This window comes from Lactobacillus sp. ESL0791, assembly GCF_029433255.1.
Lineage (GTDB): Bacteria > Bacillota > Bacilli > Lactobacillales > Lactobacillaceae > Lactobacillus.
Map to the genome: position 1 here is coordinate 764911 of NZ_JAQTHU010000001.1, position 24277 is coordinate 789187.

At 41.7% G+C, this 24277-nt stretch carries 24 protein-coding genes; 19 read left to right on the forward strand and 5 right to left on the reverse strand.

The features are described 5' to 3' along the window. Nucleotides 1-35 precede the first annotated feature (35 nt). Both PT285_RS03835 and PT285_RS03840 read right to left on the reverse strand, forming a co-directional pair. Nucleotides 36-317 (reverse strand): DUF1827 family protein, encoded by a 282-nt coding sequence (locus PT285_RS03835; RefSeq protein ID WP_277147947.1) that lies wholly within the window; start codon nucleotides 315-317, stop codon nucleotides 36-38. Between the two features lie 113 nt (nucleotides 318-430). Then, nucleotides 431-2626: an ATP-dependent Clp protease ATP-binding subunit gene (locus PT285_RS03840; RefSeq protein ID WP_277147949.1), complete on the reverse strand. Its 2196-nt coding sequence runs from the start codon at nucleotides 2624-2626 to the stop codon at nucleotides 431-433. A 174-nt stretch (nucleotides 2627-2800) separates the two neighbouring features. On the opposite strand from PT285_RS03840, the gene PT285_RS03845 reads away from it, so the two are divergent. From PT285_RS03845 to PT285_RS03870, 6 genes are all read left to right on the forward strand, one after another. Further along, nucleotides 2801-2983 carry a hypothetical protein gene (locus PT285_RS03845; RefSeq protein WP_277147951.1) on the forward strand — a complete coding sequence of 61 codons (183 nt, stop codon included), beginning with the start codon at nucleotides 2801-2803 and terminating at the stop codon, nucleotides 2981-2983. 112 nt (nucleotides 2984-3095) lie between these two features. Continuing rightward, nucleotides 3096-3362 carry a phosphocarrier protein HPr gene (locus tag PT285_RS03850; protein WP_277147953.1) on the forward strand — a complete coding sequence of 89 codons (267 nt, stop codon included), beginning with the start codon at nucleotides 3096-3098 and terminating at the stop codon, nucleotides 3360-3362. After that, nucleotides 3362-5095, forward strand: a complete 1734-nt coding sequence (gene ptsP, locus PT285_RS03855) for a phosphoenolpyruvate--protein phosphotransferase (protein WP_277147955.1) — start codon at nucleotides 3362-3364, stop codon at nucleotides 5093-5095. Before PT285_RS03850 ends, ptsP begins: the two co-directional genes overlap by 1 nt. A gap of 200 nt (nucleotides 5096-5295) precedes the next feature. Beyond that, entirely contained in the window at nucleotides 5296-5694 is a 399-nt protein-coding gene (gene spxA, locus PT285_RS03860; RefSeq protein ID WP_277147956.1) for a transcriptional regulator SpxA, read from the forward strand. A gap of 109 nt (nucleotides 5695-5803) precedes the next feature. Beyond that, on the forward strand, nucleotides 5804-6496 hold the full coding sequence (locus PT285_RS03865) for an adaptor protein MecA (protein WP_277147958.1): 693 nt from the start codon (nucleotides 5804-5806) through the stop codon (nucleotides 6494-6496). A gap of 80 nt (nucleotides 6497-6576) precedes the next feature. Continuing rightward, a complete protein-coding gene (locus tag PT285_RS03870; protein WP_277147960.1) occupies nucleotides 6577-7434 on the forward strand; it encodes a competence protein CoiA family protein in 858 nt (285 codons plus the stop codon). Here the strand turns inward: PT285_RS03870 and PT285_RS03875 are convergent. Next, nucleotides 7403-8017, reverse strand: coding sequence for a DsbA family protein (locus PT285_RS03875; protein ID WP_277147961.1), 615 nt, complete (start codon nucleotides 8015-8017; stop codon nucleotides 7403-7405). The two genes, PT285_RS03870 and PT285_RS03875, sit on opposite strands and share 32 nt — an antisense overlap. A gap of 85 nt (nucleotides 8018-8102) precedes the next feature. Beyond that, complete coding sequence (locus PT285_RS03880) at nucleotides 8103-8723, reverse strand: CYTH domain-containing protein (RefSeq protein ID WP_277147963.1); 621 nt, start codon at nucleotides 8721-8723, stop codon at nucleotides 8103-8105. Nucleotides 8724-8799: 76 nt separating this feature from the next. Here PT285_RS03880 and PT285_RS03885 point away from each other — a divergent pair, with 76 nt between their 5' ends. The 6 genes from PT285_RS03885 to PT285_RS03910 all read left to right on the forward strand — a co-directional run bounded on the left by PT285_RS03885 (nucleotide 8800) and on the right by PT285_RS03910 (nucleotide 13224). Continuing rightward, complete coding sequence (locus PT285_RS03885; RefSeq protein WP_277147965.1) at nucleotides 8800-9432, forward strand: GTP pyrophosphokinase family protein; 633 nt, start codon at nucleotides 8800-8802, stop codon at nucleotides 9430-9432. Next, the gene (locus PT285_RS03890) at nucleotides 9429-10232 is read left to right on the forward strand and encodes an NAD kinase (protein WP_277147967.1); all 804 of its coding nucleotides are present in this window, start codon (nucleotides 9429-9431) and stop codon (nucleotides 10230-10232) included. Before PT285_RS03885 ends, PT285_RS03890 begins: the two co-directional genes overlap by 4 nt. Continuing rightward, nucleotides 10219-11109, forward strand: a complete 891-nt coding sequence (locus tag PT285_RS03895) for an RluA family pseudouridine synthase (RefSeq protein WP_374211462.1) — start codon at nucleotides 10219-10221, stop codon at nucleotides 11107-11109. The genes PT285_RS03890 and PT285_RS03895 overlap by 14 nt, the downstream gene beginning before the upstream one ends. Before the next feature lie 74 nt (nucleotides 11110-11183). Further along, entirely contained in the window at nucleotides 11184-11843 is a 660-nt protein-coding gene (locus PT285_RS03900; protein ID WP_277147969.1) for an ABC transporter ATP-binding protein, read from the forward strand. Then, the gene (locus PT285_RS03905; RefSeq protein WP_277147971.1) at nucleotides 11840-12466 is read left to right on the forward strand and encodes a hypothetical protein; all 627 of its coding nucleotides are present in this window, start codon (nucleotides 11840-11842) and stop codon (nucleotides 12464-12466) included. Before PT285_RS03900 ends, PT285_RS03905 begins: the two co-directional genes overlap by 4 nt. 11 nt (nucleotides 12467-12477) lie before the next feature. Further along, on the forward strand, nucleotides 12478-13224 hold the full coding sequence (locus PT285_RS03910; protein WP_277147973.1) for a hypothetical protein: 747 nt from the start codon (nucleotides 12478-12480) through the stop codon (nucleotides 13222-13224). Between the two features lie 90 nt (nucleotides 13225-13314). On the opposite strand, the gene PT285_RS03915 is transcribed toward PT285_RS03910, so the two are convergent. Beyond that, entirely contained in the window at nucleotides 13315-14346 is a 1032-nt protein-coding gene (locus PT285_RS03915) for a lactonase family protein (RefSeq protein WP_277147975.1), read from the reverse strand. A 445-nt stretch (nucleotides 14347-14791) separates the two neighbouring features. Between PT285_RS03915 and PT285_RS03920 the strand changes: the two genes are divergently transcribed. The 7 genes from PT285_RS03920 to PT285_RS03950 all read left to right on the forward strand — a co-directional run bounded on the left by PT285_RS03920 (nucleotide 14792) and on the right by PT285_RS03950 (nucleotide 24274). Then, nucleotides 14792-17557 carry a cation-transporting P-type ATPase gene (locus PT285_RS03920; RefSeq protein ID WP_277147977.1) on the forward strand — a complete coding sequence of 922 codons (2766 nt, stop codon included), beginning with the start codon at nucleotides 14792-14794 and terminating at the stop codon, nucleotides 17555-17557. 91 nt (nucleotides 17558-17648) lie between these two features. Beyond that, nucleotides 17649-18863 carry an AI-2E family transporter gene (locus PT285_RS03925; protein WP_277147978.1) on the forward strand — a complete coding sequence of 405 codons (1215 nt, stop codon included), beginning with the start codon at nucleotides 17649-17651 and terminating at the stop codon, nucleotides 18861-18863. 45 nt (nucleotides 18864-18908) lie between these two features. Then, entirely contained in the window at nucleotides 18909-19469 is a 561-nt protein-coding gene (locus PT285_RS03930) for a tRNA (cytidine(34)-2'-O)-methyltransferase (RefSeq protein ID WP_277147980.1), read from the forward strand. Further along, on the forward strand, nucleotides 19469-19861 hold the full coding sequence (locus PT285_RS03935; protein ID WP_277147982.1) for a DUF1149 family protein: 393 nt from the start codon (nucleotides 19469-19471) through the stop codon (nucleotides 19859-19861). The genes PT285_RS03930 and PT285_RS03935 overlap by 1 nt, the downstream gene beginning before the upstream one ends. An 18-nt stretch (nucleotides 19862-19879) precedes the next feature. Next, nucleotides 19880-22261 (forward strand): DNA translocase FtsK, encoded by a 2382-nt coding sequence (locus PT285_RS03940; RefSeq protein ID WP_277147984.1) that lies wholly within the window; start codon nucleotides 19880-19882, stop codon nucleotides 22259-22261. A 100-nt stretch (nucleotides 22262-22361) separates the two neighbouring features. Further along, the gene (gene ymfI, locus PT285_RS03945) at nucleotides 22362-23090 is read left to right on the forward strand and encodes an elongation factor P 5-aminopentanone reductase (RefSeq protein ID WP_277147986.1); all 729 of its coding nucleotides are present in this window, start codon (nucleotides 22362-22364) and stop codon (nucleotides 23088-23090) included. A gap of 59 nt (nucleotides 23091-23149) precedes the next feature. Beyond that, nucleotides 23150-24274, forward strand: a complete 1125-nt coding sequence (locus PT285_RS03950) for a RodZ family helix-turn-helix domain-containing protein (RefSeq protein WP_277147988.1) — start codon at nucleotides 23150-23152, stop codon at nucleotides 24272-24274. Nucleotides 24275-24277: the final 3 nt, after the last annotated feature.

The window sequence follows — 24277 nt, forward strand, 5'->3', positions numbered from 1 at the left end:
AAAAAGTGATGAATTTTATCTCATCACTTTTTTTGTTATTTATTGACATGAATTTCAAGGACATGTTGGTTCTTATCAATTGTTATTTGATAAGAAGGATCATTTTCTTTAACAAGCCGCTTGATCACAAACTCAAATTCTTCCCTGCGGACACGCCGGCTGTGGTTTTCAAGAACAATGCCGATCGCGTTGTTGCTTTCGGTGTAAATTACCGAAGTGTTGCCAAGAGAATAAACCTTGACGTAGTTAACATCGGTTGAATTAAGTTGACTATGAACTAAGCTTGCATAACTATTGGTTACATCTATTAAGTGCATGGATTTCACCCGTTTCTGTTGCTCCCTTTTTTATTAATTATAGCTTATTTTACAAAAAAAAACATGCTTGCTGGCTAAGCATGTTTTTATGTAATTCTGAAGTAAGCAAGTAATTATTTGGCAGCATAATTTTCTTCGCTGACTACGTTTGCCGGTTCAGTAATCACAATTTCATTGTTTTTAACATCTGCGACTAATTCTTTTGCTTGCGGATGATCAAGCTTGTAATCGGCAACCTTGTCTTCGATTTCTTCCTGGATGGTCCGACGCAGCGGCCGTGCTCCCATGCTTGGGTTGAAGCCGTCGTCAACCAATTTCTTTTTGGCATCCTCAGTGACTGTAATTTGCAAGCCCTGATTTTTCACCATGCTGTTGGTATTGGTCAGCATCAAGTTAACAATCTTGATTAGGTCTTCCTTAGATAATTCGTTAAAGGCAATGACATCGTCCAGCCTGTTTAGAAATTCGGGCTTGAAGAACTGGGTCATTGAATTTCTGGCAGAATCGGGAGCATCCGCATCATTTTCAGCTGCAAAGCCGACACTGGTCTTTTTAATACCCTGGCCTGCGTTTGAGGTCATGATAATAATCGTGTCTTTAAAGGAAACTGTACGCCCTTGTGAATCAGTCAGGCGACCGTCGTCTAGGATTTGCAAGAAAAGATTCATGACTGCCGGGTCGGCTTTTTCGATTTCATCCAGTAAAATTAAACTATATGGGTTATGCCGCACGCGTTCGGTCAACTGGCCGGCTTCCTCATAGCCGACATATCCGGGAGCAGAACCGATTAACTTGGAAACAGAATATGATTCCATGTATTCAGACATATCAAAGCGAATCATCGCGTTTTCGGAACCAAACATCTGCTTAGCTAATTGTTTAGCCAGCTCCGTTTTACCGACGCCGGTAGGACCGACAAAGAGGAAGGAGCCGATTGGCCGACCCGACTTGTTGAAACCGATCCGGTTGCGGCGAATTGCTCGGGCGACCTGATCAACCGCCTTGTCCTGGCCGATGACATGCTTCTTTAAAGTTGCCGCCAAGTTCTGCAGCTGGTTTTCTTCCTGCGCCTGGATGTCGCCAACTGGGATCCCCGTCTTTTCCTCAACTATTTTATCCATGATCTTACTGGTAATCACTGGTGACTTATCCGGGTCAACCTTTTGGTCTTTTACCTTGTTGTACTTTTCAATTTGGTCACGGTAGTATGCGGCTTTTTCGTAGTCCTCATTTTTCAGTGAGTCTTGCTTTAGCTGCTGGGCAGCGTTGATACGTTCCTGCAGTTTATCCTTGTCAATATATGGAATCGTTAGGTTCATCCGAGAGCCAGCCTCATCAAGCAAATCAATCGCCTTATCCGGCAAGAAACGGTCTTGGATGTAACGGGCCGATAATTCGGCAGCCGCCTTAATGGCATCGTCCGTGTAATGAACGTGATGGTAGTCCTCATAGCGTTTCTGAATTCCCTTGAGAATTTGAATGGTTTCGCTGATTGATGGTTCCTTAACCTCCACCGGTTGGAAGCGCCGCGCCAAAGCCGAATCCTTCTCAATTTCACGATATTCCTTAATCGTCGTGGCACCCACTAGTTGCAGATCACCGCGGGCTAAAGCCGGTTTGATAATATTGCCGGCATCCATGCCGCCTTCAGCGTTCCCCGCACCAACAATTTCGTGAATCTCATCAATAAAAAGAATGATATCATTTCTATTCTGCAGTTCTTTGATCAGCTGTTCCATCCGCTGCTCAAATTGCCCGCGGATACCGGTTCCCTGAACTAGGGAAACAACGTTTAAAGAAATTATTTTCTTGTCCTGCAATTTAGCTGGCACCGAACCGTCGACAATTTGCTGAGCCAAGCCTTCAACCACGGCGGTCTTGCCGACTCCAGCCTCACCGATTAAAACCGGATTATTTTTGGTTCTGCGGTTCAGGATTTCTATCACCCGGGCAATTTCCTTGTCGCGTCCGATTACCGGATCAATTTTGCCTTTTTTGGCAAGTGCGGTTAGGTCTGTTCCGTATTGATCGAGCAGTGAACGGCCATTGCCGCCGTTTCCTCCCATCTGCATCTGGGGTCCTTGTCCCTGACGCATATTATTGGCATTATTACTGTTTAGTGAATTAAAGATGTCATTAAAATCACCAAAGAAGCCGTTGTTATCATTATTATTCATATTTTTATTTCCTTGTTGTGCCTGCAATTCTTGGTAGCATTGCTGACACAAGTTAATTTCTCGCCCTTGACCGTTCACATTCGCAAACAGGTGAATGGAAGCGGGCCGTTTGTGACAATTTTGACAGAGCAATTATATTACCGCCTTTCACTTTGCAATTTTATTAAATTATATAATTAGCACTCTCAATAATCAAGTGCTAAGTCTTAAGTATTATTTTTTTCACAAGCATGCTAAGTATGGTAAAATTGTTTTGTCTGTAAGTGAAATAATAGCCGTAAGATAGGGAAATGTGGGGCGTTTAAAGTGGATTATCAAAAAATTCTAGACGAGCTGGCAAACGGTAAGCTAGAGAAGTATGAAGTTGATCCACAGACCGCATTTGACTTTCAAACGGCATTACGCGCCTATGGCAAACGGCAAAACATAACCGGCCGGGCCTTGCGTGGCGGTAAAATCATTTATACGCGCGCCGAAGCTAGTGATTAAATGATGTAAACTGTTACAATTTTATTGTCTTAATCACAAAAAAATGATAGGCTAATATTTGTATGGGTATTTTATACCGATTTATTTTTTTCGATTTAAAGGAGATATTATAATGGAAAAACGTAATTTTCATGTTATTGCAGAAACAGGGATTCATGCACGTCCAGCCACACTGTTAGTTCAGGCTGCTTCAAAATTTGGTTCAGATATCAATTTGGAATACAACGGCAAGTCAGTTAACTTGAAATCAATTATGGGCGTGATGTCACTCGGCGTTGGTCAAAATGCCGACGTTACAATTACTGCTGATGGTGATGACGAAAAGGATGCTATTCAGGCAATTTCTGACACAATGGAAAAAGAAGGTTTGGCTGAATAATGACAAAGACTTTAAAGGGAATTGCTGCTAGTGACGGGATCGCCGTTGCTCCAGCTTATCTTTTGGTAGAGCCTGATTTGTCATTTTCCAAGACCACTGTTAGCGATACTGACAGTGAGTTAGCTCGTTATAAGAAAGCAATTGACGAATCAACTAAAGAAGTTGAAAAAATTCGCGATGCTGCTAAGAAGAGCATTGGGGAAGATGAAGCACAAGTCTTTGAAGCCCACTTGATGATTTTGAATGACCCGGAATTCACTGGTGCTATTGAAACCGAAATTAAAGACCAAAAGATTAACAGCGAAGCTGCACTTGATGAAACGGCACAGAAATTTATTAAAATTTTTGAAGGAATGACAGATAATGCATATATGCAGCAGCGTGCTGCTGATGTGCGTGATGTTTCGAAGCGGGTAATGGCCCACCTTCTTAACAAGGAACTGCCTAATCCAGCAGCAATCGATCATGAAGTGATCGTTGTTGCGCATGATTTGACCCCAAGTGATACTGCCCAACTTAATAAAAAATTTGTTAAGGGTTTTGTCACAGATGTTGGCGGTCGAACAGCACATTCAGCCATTATGGCACGTTCACTTGAGCTTCCAGCCGTTGTTGGTACTGAATCAATTACTAAGGATATTCAAAGCGGGCAAACACTGGTTGTTGACGGCCTGAACGGGGATGCAGTTGTTGATCCAAGTGCTGAACAAGTTTCTGATTATCAACAAAAGAGTAAGGCTTTCTTAGAGCAAAAGGCTGAATGGAAGCGGTTGAAAGATGAGCCATCACTAACAGCTGATGGCAAGCAATTCACGATTGCGGCTAACATTGGTACACCTGATGATATGCAGGGTGTTCACGATAATGGTGCTGAAGCAGTTGGCCTTTACAGAACTGAATTTTTGTACATGAATTCTTCCGATTTCCCAACCGAAGATGAACAGTTTGAAGCCTATAAAAAAGTTATTGAAGGCATGGATGGCAAGCAAGTCATCATCAGAACCATGGATATTGGTGGTGATAAGCACCTTGACTACTGGGATCTGCCAGAAGAAATGAACCCGTTTTTGGGTGTGCGGGCTATTCGGCTTTCACTAAAGAACGAGGATATTTTCCGGACACAACTTCGTGCTTTGCTTCGTGCTTCAGCTTACGGCAAGTTAGGCATTATGTTCCCAATGATTGGTACTTTGAATGAATTGCGCAAAGCTAAAGCAATTTTGAATGAAGAAAAAGAGCAATTGGTAGCTAAAGGTGTGAAGGTTGGTTCTGATCTTCAAGTCGGAATGATGATTGAGGTTCCTGCTGCAGCTGTTTTGGCCGACCAATTTGCTAAGGAAGTTGACTTCTTCTCAATTGGTACCAACGATCTAATTCAATACACAATGGCAGCTGACCGGGGCAATGATAATGTTTCTTATCTCTACCAGCCGGCTAACCCATCGATCTTGCGTTTGATCAAGCACACAATCGATGCTGCACATGAAAATGGTATCTGGTGCGGAATGTGTGGTGAAGCCGCTGGCGACAGCACAATGTTCCCAATTCTGCTTTCAATGGGACTTGACGAGTACTCAATGAGTGCAACTTCAATTTTGCGGATTAGAAGCTTAATGAAGAAGATCAGTAGAGACGACATTAAAGAATTGGCTAACAAGGCGTGCTATGTCTCAGAAACAGCTGAGGAAAACGAGAAGTTAGTTAACGATTTAATGGCTAAAATTAATAAATAGCACACAAATACATACATCTCTTATTGGTGTATGTATTTTTCTTTAGATAAACTTAGCAAAAAATTCACCGATTATTAATTTTTAGGTTATATTATGTAAAGCATAGAATTAATATTAAATATTGCTTACAAAAAAGAAGTAATTGTGCTATAATAATGATATGCAGTTAAAGCAGCATTATCCTAAGGAGCGTGAAATAGATGGTAGAATTGTATGTATCTCCGAGTTGTACCTCATGTCGTAAGGCTAAAGCGTGGTTAAAGAAACATGATATTCCGTTTAACGAAAGAAATATCTTTTCTGAACCGCTTACTAAGCAGGAGCTTATTCGTATTTTACGGATGACGGAAAATGGCACAGAAGAGATTATCTCTACACGCTCAAGAGCTTTTCAACAGTTAAAGGTGAATCTAGACGACCTGTCAATTGATCAGTTACTTGATTTAGTAGAAAAAAACCCAAGCTTGCTTCGGCGGCCAATTATTATGGACGATCGTAGGCTTCAAGTGGGATACAATGAAGATGAAATTCGCCGGTTTTTGCCACGTAAAGTACGCAGGTTGGAACTAGAAAAATTGCAAAAGATTGCTAATTTGTAATTTACTTAAATATTTGGAGAAAAGTGTTAGTTTTTTTGCTAACACTTTTATTTTGTCGCTAAAATACGCTACAATAAGTAAAAGATCTTATTGATGGAGGTGAAAGTTCGTGCACGTTGATCATATTAATGAAAACACAATTCGTGTTCAAATAGGAAAAGATGAGTTGGCACGGCGTGGCCTTAAGGTTTTAGATTTATTGGGCGATAAAAATAAGATACAACATTTCTTTTACTCGATACTGGATGAAATTGATACTGATCATACCTTTACTCAAGATGTACCGGTTACTTTTCAGGTAATGCCAAGTAAGGGTGGCCTAGATTTGCTTATTACCAAAGTTACCGGCAGTCAAGGGGATAATTTTGCTCAGATGCTTGGTGCTAATCCTGCCGCTGGTGTTAATAAGGAAGAAGAGGCAAAGAAAGATTCGCGAAGGAGTTTCTTTGATCTCGCGCCTGATTCCGCTTCTGATACTGAAAAGCCGTCTTGGCAGAAGCAAATCAAGCAGTTGTATTGCTTTAAAAATTTAGGAGCAGTAATTGAACTGGCAGATAATTTGCGTGTCAGTGAGTTAACGTCAAGCCTGTATTTCGCCAATGATAAGTATTTTCTTGCGCTTGCATTCAGCGATGAAAATGAGCATGAGGTAAATCCGGCTGATGTTTGGGTAGTGGCAGATGAATTTGGCTTTAAAGTCCAAAATATTATGCTGGAACATATTGAAAAATTGGGCGACTGCATTTTTCATGACGATGCGCTGGAGCAGTTGCGGTATTATTTTACTAAGAGCAAGCATTAAAAATAAAATTAGATGATTTAAAAGGCGAAAATCGCCTTTTTTTCGTATTTAATCATGGGTGATCTTTTTTGTATGCAGCCATGTTAAATAAGAAACTGGTATTGGCCGTAAATGAAGCCAAGCTGGTTAAAAATAATAAGAAAAAATTAAATGCCGAACGCTATTATTGCCCGCGGTGCAAAAAAAGAATTATTTTAGTTATTTCGCAAAGTAAGAATGCTTTCTTTAAGCATTTGTCATCGTCTATTGAAGTAATGGGTGAAAAGGAAGAACATCATTCAGCAAAGCTATTGCTTAAAACTGCCTTAACTGCAGCCGGCTTTTCTGCTCAGACAGAAGTGCCATTAGCCGCGGGACAATTGCGTGCTGATGTGTTGGCTTCACCCAGCTTGGCGTTTGAAGTTCAGTGTGCCCCTTTAAGCGAAAATGAGTTTAACCACCGCCACCAATTGTATAAAAAAGAAAAAATAATTGACGTTTGGGTGGTTGGGCACCGCCATTTTTTACGCAAAAAAATAAAAAAAACACAAATAATTTTCTTTCGCAGAAATCATTTGTGGCATGATTATTATTTAGAAATTGATCCGCAAAATAATTTCTTGCGGCTTAAATATAATATTTTGCTGGCACCAATTACCAATGAGGTCTATTTTCAACAGGAAAAATTTATCCTCGATGAAATCGGTTTACAGCGCTTCTGGCATTTTTGTCCAGTTCTTAAGAACTATGCAGTTAATTCACTGGAACAGAAAAAATACTTACAATTGCAACTTACGCAAAAATCAATAATGGGGTTAAGAATAGCCCAAGAGCTTTATGAGCAACACCAGACACTTGAAAATCTGCCAGATAAAGTTTTTAGCACACTCCGTCCAATAAACAGCCAAGACAATGTCACATCATATCTTAAATCAAGCGCAAGCCGGGAGAAGGGTTAAGCTTGCCAAATCTACAACCGTTCTCATTCTTAAACAGCTGCAGCAAATTATTATAGGCAACTCTTCCTTCAAGTAAAATACCGTTATAAGTGTCACTCTCATTAAAAATAATTGTTGTGGGAATGTGCTTGATATCATATTTTTTAGCCAACATCTTGTCTTCATTAATTGAATCAAAAATATAATTAGTATCCTGGTAACTTGTGATACTTTTTGAATCTAGTTTTAATTCTTTAGCGATTTTAATTGGCAAGGCAGGAGTATACACCGCAAAATTCCGGTTGATTGCTTTTTGCAACTGAAAAAGAAACGAACGGGCCTTTTTGTTGCCATAATTTAGTTTAATCGCGTGATAATACTTTAGCGATTGGTAGGCTGCAATCGTATACTTGGAAATGTTGGAAATGTTTTGTCCATCCTTGGTTCGGCGAATAATATCAGACTTGATAACCTCGGAATTGACAAGCGGAATGTAGTGAAAACAGACGTCAACATTAAGGTCATCAATTGTTTTCTTTATTAAATTTTCTGTATCATAACAATAAATGCCGATGGGATTAATAAAAAGAAAAACCTCAAACATAAACGTACACCTCTTACTTATTGTGTATATAAACTTTACTTTACCAAATTCTAAAGTTCTAAACAAAAGATATGCCTATTATTGCTTATCTTCTGTGCATGTATGCGCGTGCAATCTTATTTTGGTTTTTATTTTTACTTGTTTGTCTAAAATTATAATTATTTTCCAATGTAAATAAAACTTTTTTGATTAGTGCCGGATTCGTATTTTCGATTTCTAGTTCATAATCCGTGTATTGATCAGGATATGAAGTGGCATCAAGGGTTAGTTCACAGCCTTCAGGACCATCTGCTAAGATGCGTTTGGTTTTACTCCAAGTTTGCAAACGCAGGTGGGTCTGTTCATCAGCGAAGTGCTGCTGCAGGTACTGGCCGACATTTCCGTTGAAGGTGCAGGTAGCTCCTGTTTGGGCCTTCTTAACGATTTTATTTGCATTTTCAGGCGTTAGCTGATCGGTAATTTCAATTACCTCATGAAAATTTCTTTGGACTGGATCAAGGTCAGGCACCTTGAGTGTTTGCTCGGCATGATCGGCAAAGACGCGGACACGGCAGCCAATGTTATTTGCCTTGAGAATGCCATTAGGAGTGTCAAAGTAATAATTTACCTGCGTAAACACCTGTTTATTTGTAAAGTCACTAACTAATTTTTGGTAAACAGCCTCTGGTAAAATTGTTTTTGCTTCAATTTCGCGTTCTTTTGTCATGTGAAATTACTCCGATCTTTTTCTTTTATATTATATGCTAGAATAAAGGGGTTGGTATAAGAAAGGAATTTTTCTAATGGAATTTGACTGGGAAAATTTTTTATGGCCTTATGATGAGGCTGTTCGTGAATTAAAAATAAAGTTTCGGTCCCTTAGACAAAGTTTTTTGACCGCGGGTGAGCATTCCCCGATTGAATTTGTTGTTGGCCGGGTTAAGACGGTTGATTCGATCAAGGAGAAGATGACCAGGCGGGTGATCAGTCCTGAGGTAATCGAAACGGATATGCAGGATATTGCGGGAATTCGGATTGTTTGCCAATTTGTTGACGATATTTACAAAGTGGTTGATTTGATTCATGCCCGCGATGATATGGAAGTTGTTGAGGAACGTGATTATGTGCAAAATGCCAAGCCTTCAGGCTACCGCTCTTATCACATGGTAATTTCTTATACAGTTTATTTGCCAGATGGCCCTAAGAAACTTTTGGCAGAAATTCAAGTACGGACATTGGCAATGAATTTTTGGGCAACGGTTGAGCACACGCTGAATTATAAATATAACGGTTCATATCCCGCTGACATTTCAAAACGATTAAAGTCAACCGCCGAAGCGGCTTATCACCTTGATGAGGAAATGTCGCAGATTAAAGATGAGGTGCAGGAAGCACAGAAAATTTTTACCAAGAATAAGGGTAAGGAAAAATCATGAGGGTAGCAATTGCTCATAACAATAATGATGAGACCTTGAAGGTAGTTGCACGCTTGAAACAACTCCTGGAGGAAAAAGATGTTGTGTTTGATGCCAAGTATCCGGATATTGTCATTACCGTCGGCGGCGACGGTACCTTGATTAACGCTTTTCACCGCTATGTCAATCAGGTCAGCTCAATTCGCTTTATCGGCATTCACACAGGACATTTGGGGTTTTATACCGATTGGTACAGTGACAACTTGGATAAAATGGTCGACGCTCTACTCATGCATGAACCTGAGTCTGCTTCTTATCCTTTGTTAGAGGTTACGCTGGTGACAGAAGCTGGTGAAAAAAAGCGCTATTTGGCGCTGAACGAGTCCGCGGTTAAACGCGTGTCGCATACTTTGGAAGCCAATATTTATATTGATGACCAGTTGTTTGAAAACTTTCGTGGTGATGGTGTCTGCATTTCAACGCCGACGGGCTCAACGGCCTACAATAAGTCGTTAGGTGGCGCCGTGATCCATCCCCGGCTCAAGGCACTGCAAATGACCGAGATTGCCTCAATTAATAATCGGATCTTTCGCACATTGTCGTCGCCGATTGTGCTCGCACCTGATCAGTGGATTACCGTTGTGCCGAATGCCGACCATTTCGTGATGACCGTTGATGGCAGCAGACTGAATGTGCTTAATGCGAAAAAAATAATTTTTCGCATTTCCAGCCATGTAATTCAGTTCGACCGCTTTGGCCACCATCATTTTTGGACACGAGTAAAAAACTCGTTTATTGGTGATGACAATGACGCTGTTTAAATTAATGGTTGAAGCCAAAAGCCCTAAAAATTTGGGGGCTTTTTTGTTAAAGAGCGGTTTTTCTAGAAGGGCGATTAATAATGCCAAAAACCGTCAGGGAATGATCCTGGTTAACCACCGCCGGCGTTATACGGGCTATGAACTAAAAACTGGTGATGAAGTGATTTTTGTTACCGGCAGAGAAAAGAAGAATCAGTGGCTTAAGCCCTCGGTCAAACCGATTAAGATTGTTAGGGAAACGGCTAATTACGTGGTGGTGAACAAGGAGGCTGGGGTATTATCGATCCCCTCGCGTTATGAGGACGATGATGCGGTGGTAAACCGGCTATTATTTTACTTTGGTGATCAAGTAGAAAAGCTTAAGCCACATGTGATTACTCGTCTGGATAAGGACACCTCGGGTTTAGTCTTAGTGGGGAAAAATGCGATTACCCATGCAATGTTCAGTAAAATTCCGAAACAGGATTTTACTAAAAAGTATCATGCGGTTGTTCACGGCAACTTTGCTGATAATGAGTTAAGCGGTGTGGTGCGGGCACCGATTGGCAAACGGGATGCCAGTGTTGTACGCTGCATTAGGCCGGAGGGGCGGCCGGCAGTAACTGAATATCGGGTGTTGGAGCAGACAGCAGGAGCCAGTTTAGTGGAGCTGCATTTATTAACAGGACGCACCCACCAGATTCGGGTGCACATGCAGTACATCGGGCACCCGCTGTTTGGCGACAAACTCTATGGCGCTAGTGATGCTTTTGCCAGGCAGGCCTTGAATTGCTGCTACTTGGCCTTTCCAGATCCGTTTGCTAGCAAGCAGAAGACAAAAATTACGGTTGAAGATCCGCAGGACATGAAAAAATTATGGGACAGTCTTAAAAAATAAGGCTGTTTTTTTACAAAAAATTCTTTACATTTCAATGGTGTACCACTACAATAATACACAAGAGGTGTAAGAAAATGAAATTAACTAATTTAACCGTTAAATACGGCAGGAAAACTTTGTTAGACAATGTCAATTTTACGTTGACAAATCGGGGCCATATTGTTGGTATTTTAGGCCAGAATGGTGCGGGCAAGACGACATTAATTAACGTGCTCTTGCAAAAAATAAATAAATTTACCGGTGAACGTGAGGTAAGTGAAAGCATCTCATATTTACCCGATAAATTTTTCTTATATGAAAGCATGACCGTGGGGCAGGCAATTAAGTTGTTTGCTCAAGCATTTCCAGATTTTGATGAACAGCGGGCGGAGCGGATATTGGCACACTTTGGCCTGGAGCATAGTATGAAGCTTCATTCTGGCTCTAAAGGCAATCATGAACAGGTTCACCTGGCGCTGGTTTTGGCGAGAAATGTTGATTTTTACGTGATGGACGAACCGCTGTCGGCAATTGATCCGTTGAACCGGCAGGTTTTTATTAAGGCAATTGAAAATTTTCGGCGGAAAAATAGTACGGTCATCATCGTTACACATTTACTGCGTGATTTGGGCGAAATGTTTGATGATGTGGTTTTCATGAAAAATGGGCAAATTATTGCGATGGATTCACAGGCCGAATTACTGGAAAAATATCAAAATCTGGAGACGGCTTATGCTGAGGTAGTCGGACGATGAAGGAATATTTATCTTTGCGGTTAAAGAAGATGGAACCGCTGTTTTTGGTGCCGATGTTAGTCGAAGTAGTCTTTTTATTTTTAAGAATTGCTAATCCTAGAGATAATATTCTTCCATATATTCATGACACCTGGTATATTGCTGCTGCCGCAGTATTACTTTTTGCTACAAGCCATAATGTTTTAAAAATGTATTATGTTGGCAGTGATCAGGTGCTTGCTATTTTACCGTTTACAAATGAGTTGCTGACAGGTATTGAAATATGTTTTTATACCTTGTTTTCTGTTTTATTTGGGTTAATGTTTCGTTACGTAAACCTGTATGGTGAAAAGGAGCAATTTTCTTTTTGGAAATATGCTTCAAAAGGAACATTATTGTTGCTATGGTTTTATGCAATATTGTTTTGTTGTTGCGCTTTATTTAAAAATATTAGTAAGCCGCTAATAGGTAAAAGTTTGATTTTATTGTCTACCATAGCCGTTATTATTTTGGAAGAAATCTCCTTTAACTATGGCAATCATCAAGAAAATCTAACCTATTTCATAACTATAGTGCTTAGCATTAGCGTAATTACTTTTTTAAAACGACGCGGAAAATTAAATTATTTAGACTTGGAAAATTAGGAGGTAGGACAATGAGGGAATATTTATCTTTGCGGTTAAGGAAAATGGCACCACTGTTTTTGGTGCCGATGTTAGTGGAAGTAGTCTTTTTATTCTTCCGGATGGCTAAGCCCAAAAATGAGACAATTTCTGCTTTTCATGGTATTTGGTATCTGGCTGCCAGTGCAGTTTTGGTGTTTGTGACCAGCTATAAAATAATGCAGATGTATTATGTCGGCAGCGACAGGTTGATCGGGATTCTGCCTTTTGCTAATGAATGGTTAACGCTAATCGAAATAGCTTTTTATTCGCTGTTTACACTTTTATTTGGGTACCTATATCATTATATTAATAACTATCAAGAAAATTATCATTTTGCTTTTGCCGATTATACTTTACAGAAATTATTGTCTTTGCTGAGCTTTTATCTATTGCTGTTTATGTTTTGTGCCCTATTTAAAAATGTGCGCAAGGCAGCGGTAGGCAAAACATTAATTTTATTGTTTACGGCAGCCGTGATTATTTTGGAAATCGTTGCCTTTATTAAACTTAATGATGGTAAATTTTTGCACTTTTTCTCGGGCGTAAGCACACCGGATGTCAAGATGACATATTTAAACGTTCTGCCGTTTGACTTTTTTGGTTCTAAGGCCAGTTCTTCAACGGCCTTTACCAATCAGTCTTACTTGCTTAATGGCGGCACAATTTTCTTCAGTTTATTTTTAAGTCTTGGTTTAAAGCGATTTGCCAGCTTAAGTTACGTGGATTTGGAAGGCTAGTAATTTTAAGCTAAAAAAAGAATTCATTATTAATAAATGAATTCCCCAATGATCAAAGTAATGGTCTTATTACGTAAGATTATTGCTTTTTTAATTTTCTGTGAATAACACCCGCGTGCCTTCTGGAACGGCAATCTTTTTCTGTACGGGCGTCAAGCAGCCGGTTTCGGCACTGCGGGTGTACAAAGTTGCATTATTGGTATTTTGGTTAGCAACGACAACGTATTTTTCCTCTGGATCCCAGTTAAAATCGCGGGGAAATTCACCAAAGACTGAAACACGCTGGACTAATTTCAAAGTATTGTCATCATTAATACCAAAGACCGTGATTGAGTCATGACCGCGGTTAGAAACATAGATGAATTTGTCGTCACCGCTGATCTTAATTGCAGCGGCGCCATTGTGGGCGGTAAAGTCTTCTGGGATGGTGGAGTAGGTGGCAATATTTTCGAACTGCCAGCTTTCTTCATCGAATTTGACAACGTTAATCTTGCTGGATAGTTCGCCGGCAACGTAGAAGCAATGGCCATCTTTAGAAAAAACAATGTGACGTGTGCCAAAGCCGGGTTCGTTGTGGTATGCGGCCAAGTGGTCTAACTTGTTGTTATTTAACCGGTAAAAGTCAACACGGTCGTTGCCTAGGTCACAGCTGACCAAATTACCCGCTGGTGTCTCATCAAAAAAGTGTGGGTGTGGGCCGTCTGTTTGTTCAGGCCGCGGTCCCAGGGTGTCGGCTATATGCGTGCAGTCGGCAAGCAAGGTTAATTTACCGTCTGCTGAATAATTAAAGACCTGCAAGACACCTGTGTGGTAGTTGGCGGTGTAAATCAACTTTTTCCGTTTATTGATGCCGATATAGGCTGGTGAGGAACCAGGGGTAAGATAGTTAGATGTTTCTTCATAGCCGTCGCCCTTTTGTTTGAAGACGCTGATTCCGCCTTTTTCTCCCGCATTGTTGATTGTAAAAATTAACGGGCCGTCTTTTTGAAAATAGGTTGGGCCGCCTACCGTAATGATAGGTTCTGCTTGACCTAATGTGACTTCTTCTGCATTTTCATTTACAGGTAATTCATAAATCCCTTTTGAAGTATTTTTGGTGTAGCCACCGATTAACACTTTCATAACTAACCTCCATTGTTTAACTATTGCAATATGTAATACTACTAGTATACCACGAGCTTTTTCTAGCAAATTAGTTTGCCGGTTAGTCTACCCTCGTAAGTATTTTTACGCTGCTTGAACAATTTTGAACGAATTTGAACGATTTTGATTTTTTCTTGAGCTTCAAGTCATAAAAAATTAAGCATTTTTGTATAAAGGGCTAATATGACGCTAATTTGTCGTACTAAAACAAGGTAATTAGTCAAATAAATTTATTAAAGACTATCTTTTTGGTAATTTTTGACTATAATTCTTATAATATACTTCAGCACTTAGAGAGCGCCTGACATGAAAATGTAATATTTTAAGTGCCAGTAAGAGCTTCACATTTTAATTTAAAGTGTTAAAGTATGGTGTCGATGTTAGTAGTATAAGTAATTTATAGAAAATTGAAGGTAAAAGTGAAATGGATGAAAATAAGATTCGCGAGCTTTATGCTAAGAACGATGTCTCAGAAGTTTTTACTAATTTACACTCTTCGGCCGACGGATTAAGTTCTGACGAAGCGGCCAAGAGATTAGAAAAATATGGTCCAAACGAGATTAAAAAAGCGCAAGAAGAATCCCAGTGGAAAGTTTTCTTCAAAAACTTTATCAGCATGATGGCAATTTTGCTGTGGATTTCTGGTTTAGTGGCAATTTTTAGCGGGACGCTTGAATTAGGAATCGCCATTTGGATGGTCAACGTTATTAACGGTCTATTCAGCTATTGGCAGGAGCGTGCGGCTAAGCGAGCAACTGATGCATTAAACAGTATGTTGCCGACTTATGTCCGTGTTGTTCGCGACGGCAAGGTTAGCCAAATTGATTCGAAACAATTGGTTCCGGGCGATGTTTTTCTGCTTCAGGCCGGTAATGCAATTCCAGCTGATGCGCGAATTATTTCTGCTAGTTCAATGCAGGTTGACCAAAGTGCGTTGAATGGTGAATCTGTTCCCGAATCAAAAACGACCAAGTATGCTCCAGGAGAGGGCAGCTATGCCGAAACAAACCTGATCTATTCAGGAACAACTGTTGGCTCCGGTACCGCGCGGGCAATTGCCTTTGCGACGGGGATGGAAACGGAATTTGGCCGGATTGCCCAATTAACGCAAAAGCAAGAAAAAGTTGACAGTCCGTTGACTAGAGAACTTGACCGCCTGACGAAACAGCTGTCAATCATTGCTGTTTCAATTGGTGTTGTCTTCATGTTGGCAGCCATCCTTTTCGTTCATTATCCGTTTGCTAAAGCCTTTATTTTTTCATTAGGAATGATCGTTGCGTTTATTCCCGAAGGGTTGCTGCCGACCGTTACTTTGAGTTTAGCCCAAGGTGTGCGGCGGATGGCCAAGAAACATGCCTTGGTTAAGGAATTGAACTCTGTCGAAACGCTTGGTGAAACGACCGTTATCTGTTCGGATAAAACCGGGACATTGACGCAGAACCAAATGACAATTCATTACATTTGGACGCTGCAGAATGAATACAAGGTTACGGGCAACGGCTATGTCAATAATGGCCAGATTGAACTTAACGGCAAACAGCTCTGGTATGAAGAAAATCCGGATCTGCATAAACTGATCCAAATTGCCTCTCTTGATAACGATACGGCGGTGCAGCCGAGCAAGGTTAAGGGTGGTAAACCGAAAATTTTAGGTACGCCAACCGAAGCTTCGTTGATCATCATGGCCGAAAAAGCTGGTTTTGACCGGCAAAAGGTTTTGGTTAAGTATCCAAGAATGCGTGAGCTGCCATTTGATTCCGACCGTAAGCGGATGAGCACGATTCACCGCTGGAATGATCAGCAATATATCATCTTCACTAAGGGTTCGTTTAGTGATGTGATCAAGCAATGTGATCAAGTCCAAGTTAATGGTGAAGTGCGTGCGCTGACCCAAGAAGACCGCGATCGTGCAGATAAGGTAAATGCCGATTACGCTGCTAAGGGTTTACGGAGTATGGCCATGTCTTACCGGATTGTTGACAAAGACAGTACCGATATCAATAAGCTGACAATTGATGAAGCGGAAAGCCACTTGATTTTTGTCGGATTAACAACGATGAGTGACCCGCCGCGGCCAGAGATTTATAATGCTGTCCGGCGCTGTCATGATGCCAAGATTAAGATTATCATGGTTACCGGTGACTCAACTTTGACGGCGAAATCCGTTGCTGTCCAAATCGGCCTAACTTCTGATAAAGCACGGGTTGTTTCCGGTACCGAATTGGAAGCAATGAGTGATAGTGATTTGCGTGAAGCACTGAAAGGTGAGATTATTTTTGCTCGGGTTGCGCCTGAGCAAAAATATAAAGTTGTTAAGACTTTGCAGGAAAATGGTGAGATTGTTGCCTCAACCGGTGACGGTGTCAATGATGCCCCTGCCTTAAAACAGGCCGATATCGGTATTGCCATGGGAATGACCGGTACTGATGTTGCTAAGGATGCCGCTAATATTGTTTTGACGGATGACAACTTTGCCTCGATTGTTGCCGCAATCGAAGAGGGACGTGCCGTTTACAGCAATATTCGGAAGTTCTTGACTTATATCTTGACCTCCAATGTTCCGGAAGCCTTTCCGTCAATCCTGTTCCTGTTTTCCGCTGGGGCAATACCGCTGCCAATGACCGTTATGCAGATCTTAACGGTTGACTTAGGTACGGATATGCTGCCAGCACTGGGACTTGGTGCGGAAGCAAGTGATCCGGACGTAATGAACCAGGCCCCAAGAAAACGCAATGAGCACTTGTTAAACAAGCAGGTTATGCTTAAAGCTTTCTTATGGTATGGCTTGCTGTCCAGTGCCATTTCGGTTGGAGCTTACTTCTTCGTTAACTTCCAGAACGGTTGGCCTAAGGGTGTTCCGCTTGCTGCCAGTGGTCCGGTTTATATGCGGGCAACCACGATGGTTCTGGGCTCAATTGTCTTTAGTCAGATTGCCAATGTTTTGAATTGTCGGACAAACCGGGTGTCACTCTTTAAGAAGGGAATATTCAGCAACAAGAATATCTGGTATGGAATTGTTTTTGAAATCTTCCTCTTCTTCCTGTTGACGGTAACGCCTGGGTTACAGGAATTATTTAACACAACAAGGCTGCTTGGCTCAGACTGGCTGTTTCTCTTCTGCCTGCCAATTCCGTTGGTATTAATTGAGGAAGCAAGAAAATGGCTTTTCTACCACAAAACTAACAAATAGTAAAAAGAAGAATCGCTTATGTTTATAAGCGGTTTTTTTATGCTAAAATTAAGTTTTAAGAAGATGAGTGATTTTTAGTAAGGATGATTGGATGAAAGAAGCAAAAAATCATAAAAAACAAACTGTTTTTAAGCAGTGGTTTTTAAATAACCGCTTTAGTGTCGTCCTGTTAAACATTCTATTGTTCTTTCTGATTATCTGGGTATTTAACAAAATATCGTTTGTTTTGAATCCGGCCCGCTTATTTTTTAGTGCAATACTGCCGCCGCTGCTCCTTGCCACGATTCAGTTTTACATTATGAATCCGTTGGTTGATTTCCTTGAGCGGAAATTTAAGGTGCCGCGAATCGCTACCATCGTTCTGCTGTTTGTTCTGGTGGCAGTGGCTTTAGTTTGGGTAATTAACCGTCTGCTGCCAATTGTCCAAGTACAGATCAATTCACTGATTAGGAATTGGCCGCATATTTGGAATGATGCGGTAAATATTACCCAGAATGCTCTGCGCGATCCGGCGCTGCATAGTGTCAAAAATAATATCAATGATATGATCAACAACGCCCAGAAAACATTGTTTAGAACGGGACGTAATGCAGTTGAGGCCACTTTGAGCAATATTTCCTCGGCGATCAGCATTGTGACGGTGATTGTGATGACCCTGCTGACGGCACCGTTTATTCTCTTCTTCATGTTGAAGGATGCCCACCGCCTGCGGCCCTACATGACGCAGTTTGCTCCTAAAAGATGGCAGAAAAGCTACAGTAAATTATTGTATGATATCAACTATGCTTTGTCTTCATACATCCGCGGGCAGATTACGGTCGCCTTTTGGGTTGGAATCATGTTCGCCATTGGCTATTCTATTATTGGCCTGCCTTATGCAATTGCCTTGGCGGTTTTAAGCGGAGTAATGAATCTAATCCCCTATTTTGGGACCTTTATTTCCTTTATTCCTGCCTTAGTGATTGCCATCATGGGTTCTGTCCCGATGATTATTAAGGTGCTGGTTGTTTTTGCAATTGAGCAGACGATTGAATCGCGCTTCATCAGTCCGTTAGTAATGGGTAATAAAATGGCAATGCATCCGGTGACAACGATTCTGTTGTTAATTGGCGCCAGCGCTGTTTGGGGCCTGTGGGGCGTTATTTTTGGAATTCCGATTTATGCAATTTTAAAGATTATTATTACGCGGATTTACAACTATTACCGCAATGTCTCACAGGTTTTTGCCGAGGAGGAAGCAGGTAATGAAGTGGTGCGTGAAGAAGTGCTGGAAGATAAAAAAGTAATTAAGAAGGAAACAAAATAATGTGGTTGGCAAAGACTGCATTATTTTTAGGTTAGGAAGATATCTATGACAAATCATGTTGTGCTGTACGAGCCATTGATGCCGGCCAATACGGGGAATATTGCCCGTACCTGTGCCGGGACGAATACGGTTCTCGATCTAATTGAGCCGCTGGGCTTTCAAATTGATAATAAAAAAATGAAGCGGGCCGGGTTGGATTATTGGGACAAGGTTGAAGTGCACCGGCATGACGATCTGGCTGCCTTTCTGAAATCATTAGGTAAAAATGATGAGTTATATTTAATTTCAAAATTTTCCTCGAAGAATTATTCAGATGTTGATTATACGGCTCCTGATAAGAATTATTACTTTGTGTTCGGAAAGGAAACCACGGGCTTGCCGGAAACCTTTATGCGCGAATACTATGATCGCAACCTGCGGATTCCGATGTCGGATAATATCCGCTGCTATAACTTGGCTAACTCGGTGGCAATGGTTCTGCTTGAGGCACTGCGTCAGCAAGGCTTTCCCAACATGGAAACGAGCCACCATTACAGCAATGACAAGTTAAAAGACAATTACAACCGTCCCGAAAGGTACGAAAGAATTTTAGGAGAAAAAAGATAATGGATTTTGAAAAAGAAACACCAGTGATGGTCCAGGCGTTTCATTACGATATGAACGAAGAAAGCGAAGTAAAGGATAAAGTTAATTTTGGCCTGAAAAAAGTCACCAGGCAAAATGATGACGGCACAGTTGACGAAGGTGAAGATGGCAATTATTTTGAAATAACGGTTATTTTTGATGTGGCGCCCGCACCAGGAGATTTCTCTGTCAGCGGTGTGATCACCCAAATTGTGCAGCTGAAAGATTATTTTGGCGACGGCAGCGATTTGGATAAGACGGACTACAAATTGCTGAGCCGGCCACTTGTGGAGTATATTGAAACGCTGACTTATGAGGTTACCCAAGTGGCGCTTGATAAGCCGGTCAACTTAAACTTCACGGCTAACTTTTAGTTCTTACCGGGTGAGAAGATGCCTAAGAAAAGAAAGAAAAAGACAGGCAAAAAGGTTCGCAAGCAGAAGGAGACAATTGTTTGGGCAATAGTCGGCCTTGTAGAAATATTAATTGCGGTTTTAGCATTTATTAAAATTGGTATTTTAGGCAGGCAGGTTGCCAATTGTCTGCGGCTATTTTTTGGTGATTCGTACTTGCTGGTTGGCGGCTTGCTGGCCTTGTTTGGCGTGGTGATGTTTATTTACAACCAGCCGGCTCATTTGGGTTTTAAACGCAGTTTAGGGCTAATTGCTGCCTTATTTGGACTGCTGCTGATTCAAAGTGGACAGTATTTTGCGCGCGAACTAGTGAACAGTGCCTTTATGAATTCCTTTTGGCATGAGATGACAGCTGAATTTACCCGGGCAAGCGTAACCGTTTCCGTTGGGGGCGGATTGTTTGGTGCGGCCGGCTACCAGTTGTTTTATTCGCTGCTGGGACAGTTAGGAATTAGAATTGTTGCCATTCTGCTTATTCCCATCGGTTTGTTGATGTTTTTTAACGTTAAGTTTCGAACGATAGTTAATGGATTACAGGCTTTTGGTCAGAAATTTATCAGCAAAAATAAGGAAGCCGGGGTTAAGTTAAAGGGCAAATATAGCGATTTAAAAGAAAAAAGACTGCAGGCGAAAAATGAGGAGAAGGGAAATGAAAAAGTGGCAGTTTTTCCTGATGTAGCCGACTTTTCTGCGGAGAATAAAGGTGCAGCCGAGACAGAGCAAGCAGCGCAAGCACCAAGTGAACAAGAAGAGCTTGATCCGGAACCACAGATTCAGATTGCGGCGCAAAGCCAAAACGAAACTGGGACGGAGACAAAGCTGCCAAAGGCCCATGCAGAGGCTGCCGAGGACGAAAAGCTGTTGCAAGAGTTGGCAAATGTCAGTCACGGTGAGCTGCAAATTAACAGCAAGGTTAATCCGTCTTATCAAAAACCGCCGCTGACACTGCTTGATGCGGTTAAAAACGTTGACCAGGCGTCTGATAAGGCTTCTATTAGGAAAAATACGCAGACATTGCAGTCAACTTTTAAGAGTTTTGGCGTAAAGGTTTTGATTAAGCGGGCAATTTTGGGACCAACGATCACGCGGTATGAGGTGCAGCCCGCTGTGGGGGTTAAAGTCAGCCGCATTGTCAATTTGGCAGATGACCTGGCTCTAGCTTTGGCTGCCAAGGATATCAGGATTGAGGCGCCGATTCCAGGCAAGCCCTTTATTGGCATAGAGGTGCCTAATAAGACGACCTCAATTGTTTCCTTTCGGGATGTGATTGAACACCAGGACACGGCCGCAAAGAAGATACCGATGGAGGTTCCTCTGGGTAAAGAAGTCAGCGGCAAAATTGTTTCCGCTAATTTGGTTAAAATGCCCCATTTGCTGATTGCCGGATCAACCGGCTCGGGCAAGTCGGTGGCGATCAACACAATTTTAACGAGTGTCCTAATGAAAGCCCGGCCGGAAGAAGTTAAGCTAGTTTTGATTGACCCGAAAATGGTTGAACTTTCGGTTTATAATGGCATTCCGCATTTGCTGATCCCGGTGGTGACTGATGCCAAACTAGCTGCTAATGCCTTACAAAAAGTTGTCAAGGAAATGGAACGCCGCTATAAATTATTTGCTGCCGGCGGTGTCCGCAACATGACGGAATATAATTCCAAGGTTAGAGAAAATAATGCGGATAAAACTAAGCCTGTTATGCAGCCGCTGCCGTATATCCTAGTGGTAGTTGATGAACTTAGTGATTTAATGATGGTCGGCGGTCATGATGTTGAAGGCGCCATTGTCCGTTTGGGCCAGATGGCGCGAGCTGCCGGAATTCACATGATTTTGGCAACCCAACGGCCGAGTGTAGATGTGATTACCGGCTTGATTAAGGCCAATATTCCGTCGCGAATTTCCTTTGCCGTTTCCAGCGGGATTGATTCGCGGACAATTTTGGACCAAACTGGGGCAGAGAAGTTGCTGGGCCGCGGTGACATGCTGTATTTGCCGATTGGTGCTTCAAAGCCTGAGCGAATTCAGGGCGCATATATTTCCTCAGATGAGGTGGAACGGGTGATTGCTTGGGTTAAAAAGCAGCAAAAACCTGAATATGACCAAGAGATGATTCCTAAAAAAGGCGAAGAAACAAATCAAACCGCTGCTGCTGATGATCAAGATGAGTTTTATCAGGAGGCCGTTGCCTTAGTCAGAAAGCAGCAAACGGCAAGCGTGTCGTTATTGCAGCGCCGCTTCCGTATCGGCTATAATCGTGCGGCAAGAATTGTTGACCAGATGGAAGCTAAAGGGGTTGTTGGTCCATCGGAAGGTGCAAAACCCCGGCAGGTCTTATTGCCTCCAGAAAAAGACAGTGGCAAACAATAAAGTTTTAAGAAATTTATAGATAGCATAATTTGCACTTAATTTAAGTGTAATTAATGGTAAAATGATTTTATAAAGGCTTAAGACTAGAGGAATGTGGTTGATGAAAAGAGCAATCGTTTTTGGTGCAACTGGCGGGATCGGCAGGGCAATTTGTTCTGACCTAGCAGCAGATGGCTGGTCGCTTTACCTTCATTGCAATCAAAAGTGGGATGAAGCAGTAAAAATGGGTCGCGAGTTGATGTGCAGCTACCCTCAGCAGGATTTTATCCCGGTTAAACTGGATTTTGCAGTTAGCGATACGGACTTACTGGCTTTTACTAAAAATTTATTAACTATCAATGCAGCTGTTTTTGCTCAGGGAATTACGGATTATAATTTTATTGCCGACCAAAAGATGGCAGTGATTGAACAGATTATTCAGACTAATCTGCTTGTTCCAATTAAGCTGACGCATTTGCTGGAATCGGTCTTGGTTAAAAATGATTTTAGCCGCATTGTTTATCTGGGATCCGTGTATGGCGGTGAAGGCAGTGCCCTTGAGGCAGTTTACAGTGCCAGCAAAGCTGGCTTAACGAGGTTTAGCCAGGCATATGCGCGTGAGGTAGCGTCAACCAATCTGACGGTAAATGTTGTTGCGCCGGGGGCAGTCAAGACACCGATGAACGAGATCTTTTCCAGTGAAACAATGCAAGAAGTAAAAGAAGAAATTCCTGCGGGTCGCTTAGCTGAGACAACAGATATTTCTTTTTGGGTCAAGACCATTCTTTCCCCAAGCAGCGGTTATCTTACAGGACAAACAATTTATGTTAGCGGCGGCTGGCTTTTATAGTAAATATAAGTGATAAAATGTTATACTCTATATAATAATAAAAATATGAAGAGGTAGTTATGGCAGATATCGGAGATAAATTACGCAGTGCTCGAGAGGCAAAGGGACTCTCGCTTGCGGACATTGAAAAGGCAACAAAAATTCAAAGCAGATACCTAAGTGCGATTGAACAGGACGATTTTGATAAGCTTCCCGGCGACTTTTATGTACGTGCATTTATCAGGCAGTACGCCCAGATCGTGGGTCTTGATGGCAAAGAGCTGCTCAGTGAATATCGTGAGGATGTCCCTAAAGCAGAACCAGACGAGTATGTCGAAGAGTCAATCGACAATAAGAGTAAAGAGGTGCAGAAGAAGGCCAGTCCTAAGCGCCGCTTGTGGAAAAATTATCTTCCGCGGATTGTTATTGGACTGGCGGTGATTGTCGTTGTCCTAGTTGGTTATGCTTTGTATGCTCATAGCATGGCTAACCAGCAAAGTCATAAGCCTGAAAATAATGATGTGACAGTTGCTTCACAGAATAAGACTCCGAAAAAGAAGGAAAAAAAGGAAAAAAAGAAGGTTATCAAGAAAAATCCGGTTAAGATTCACCGCTTGGCCAGCAATCAGTTTCGGGTAACCGGTTTGAAGAATAACCGGCGCTTAGTTGTTCGTGCGGGTCAGCAGGCAGTAACGGTAACAGTTGCAGTCAATGGGATTACACGCTGGAGTCAAACACTAGCTGCGGCTCAAAAGCACACAATGGATCTTCCGGCCGACGCCCAAAATTTTGTTGTTACCTTTAGTAACGCTTTAGGCACTGCAATTACAGTTGGCGGCCGCAAAGTGCCGTACGATAATCTTAATAGCTCTTTGTCTCTAACATTTTTACTCGGAAATGCGCAGCATCAACAAGCGACACAAAATAATCACACTAACACCCAGACCAACCAAAATAATACAAATACGACAAATAGCAATACTGGAACTACTAATTCGCAAAACAAACAGAATAATAGCAGTAGTCAAACGCAGCACAGCAATAATTCGCAGCATAGCCAGTCAACGCAGAATAATAGTCAGCACAACCAAAACAATTCACATTCCGACAATTCTAGCAATTCTTCCACTGATAACAATAACGGTCAAAGTGGGCAAGACAGTCACGATGATGGAAAAAGTGATAATGACAGCAATGGGCAATAGATA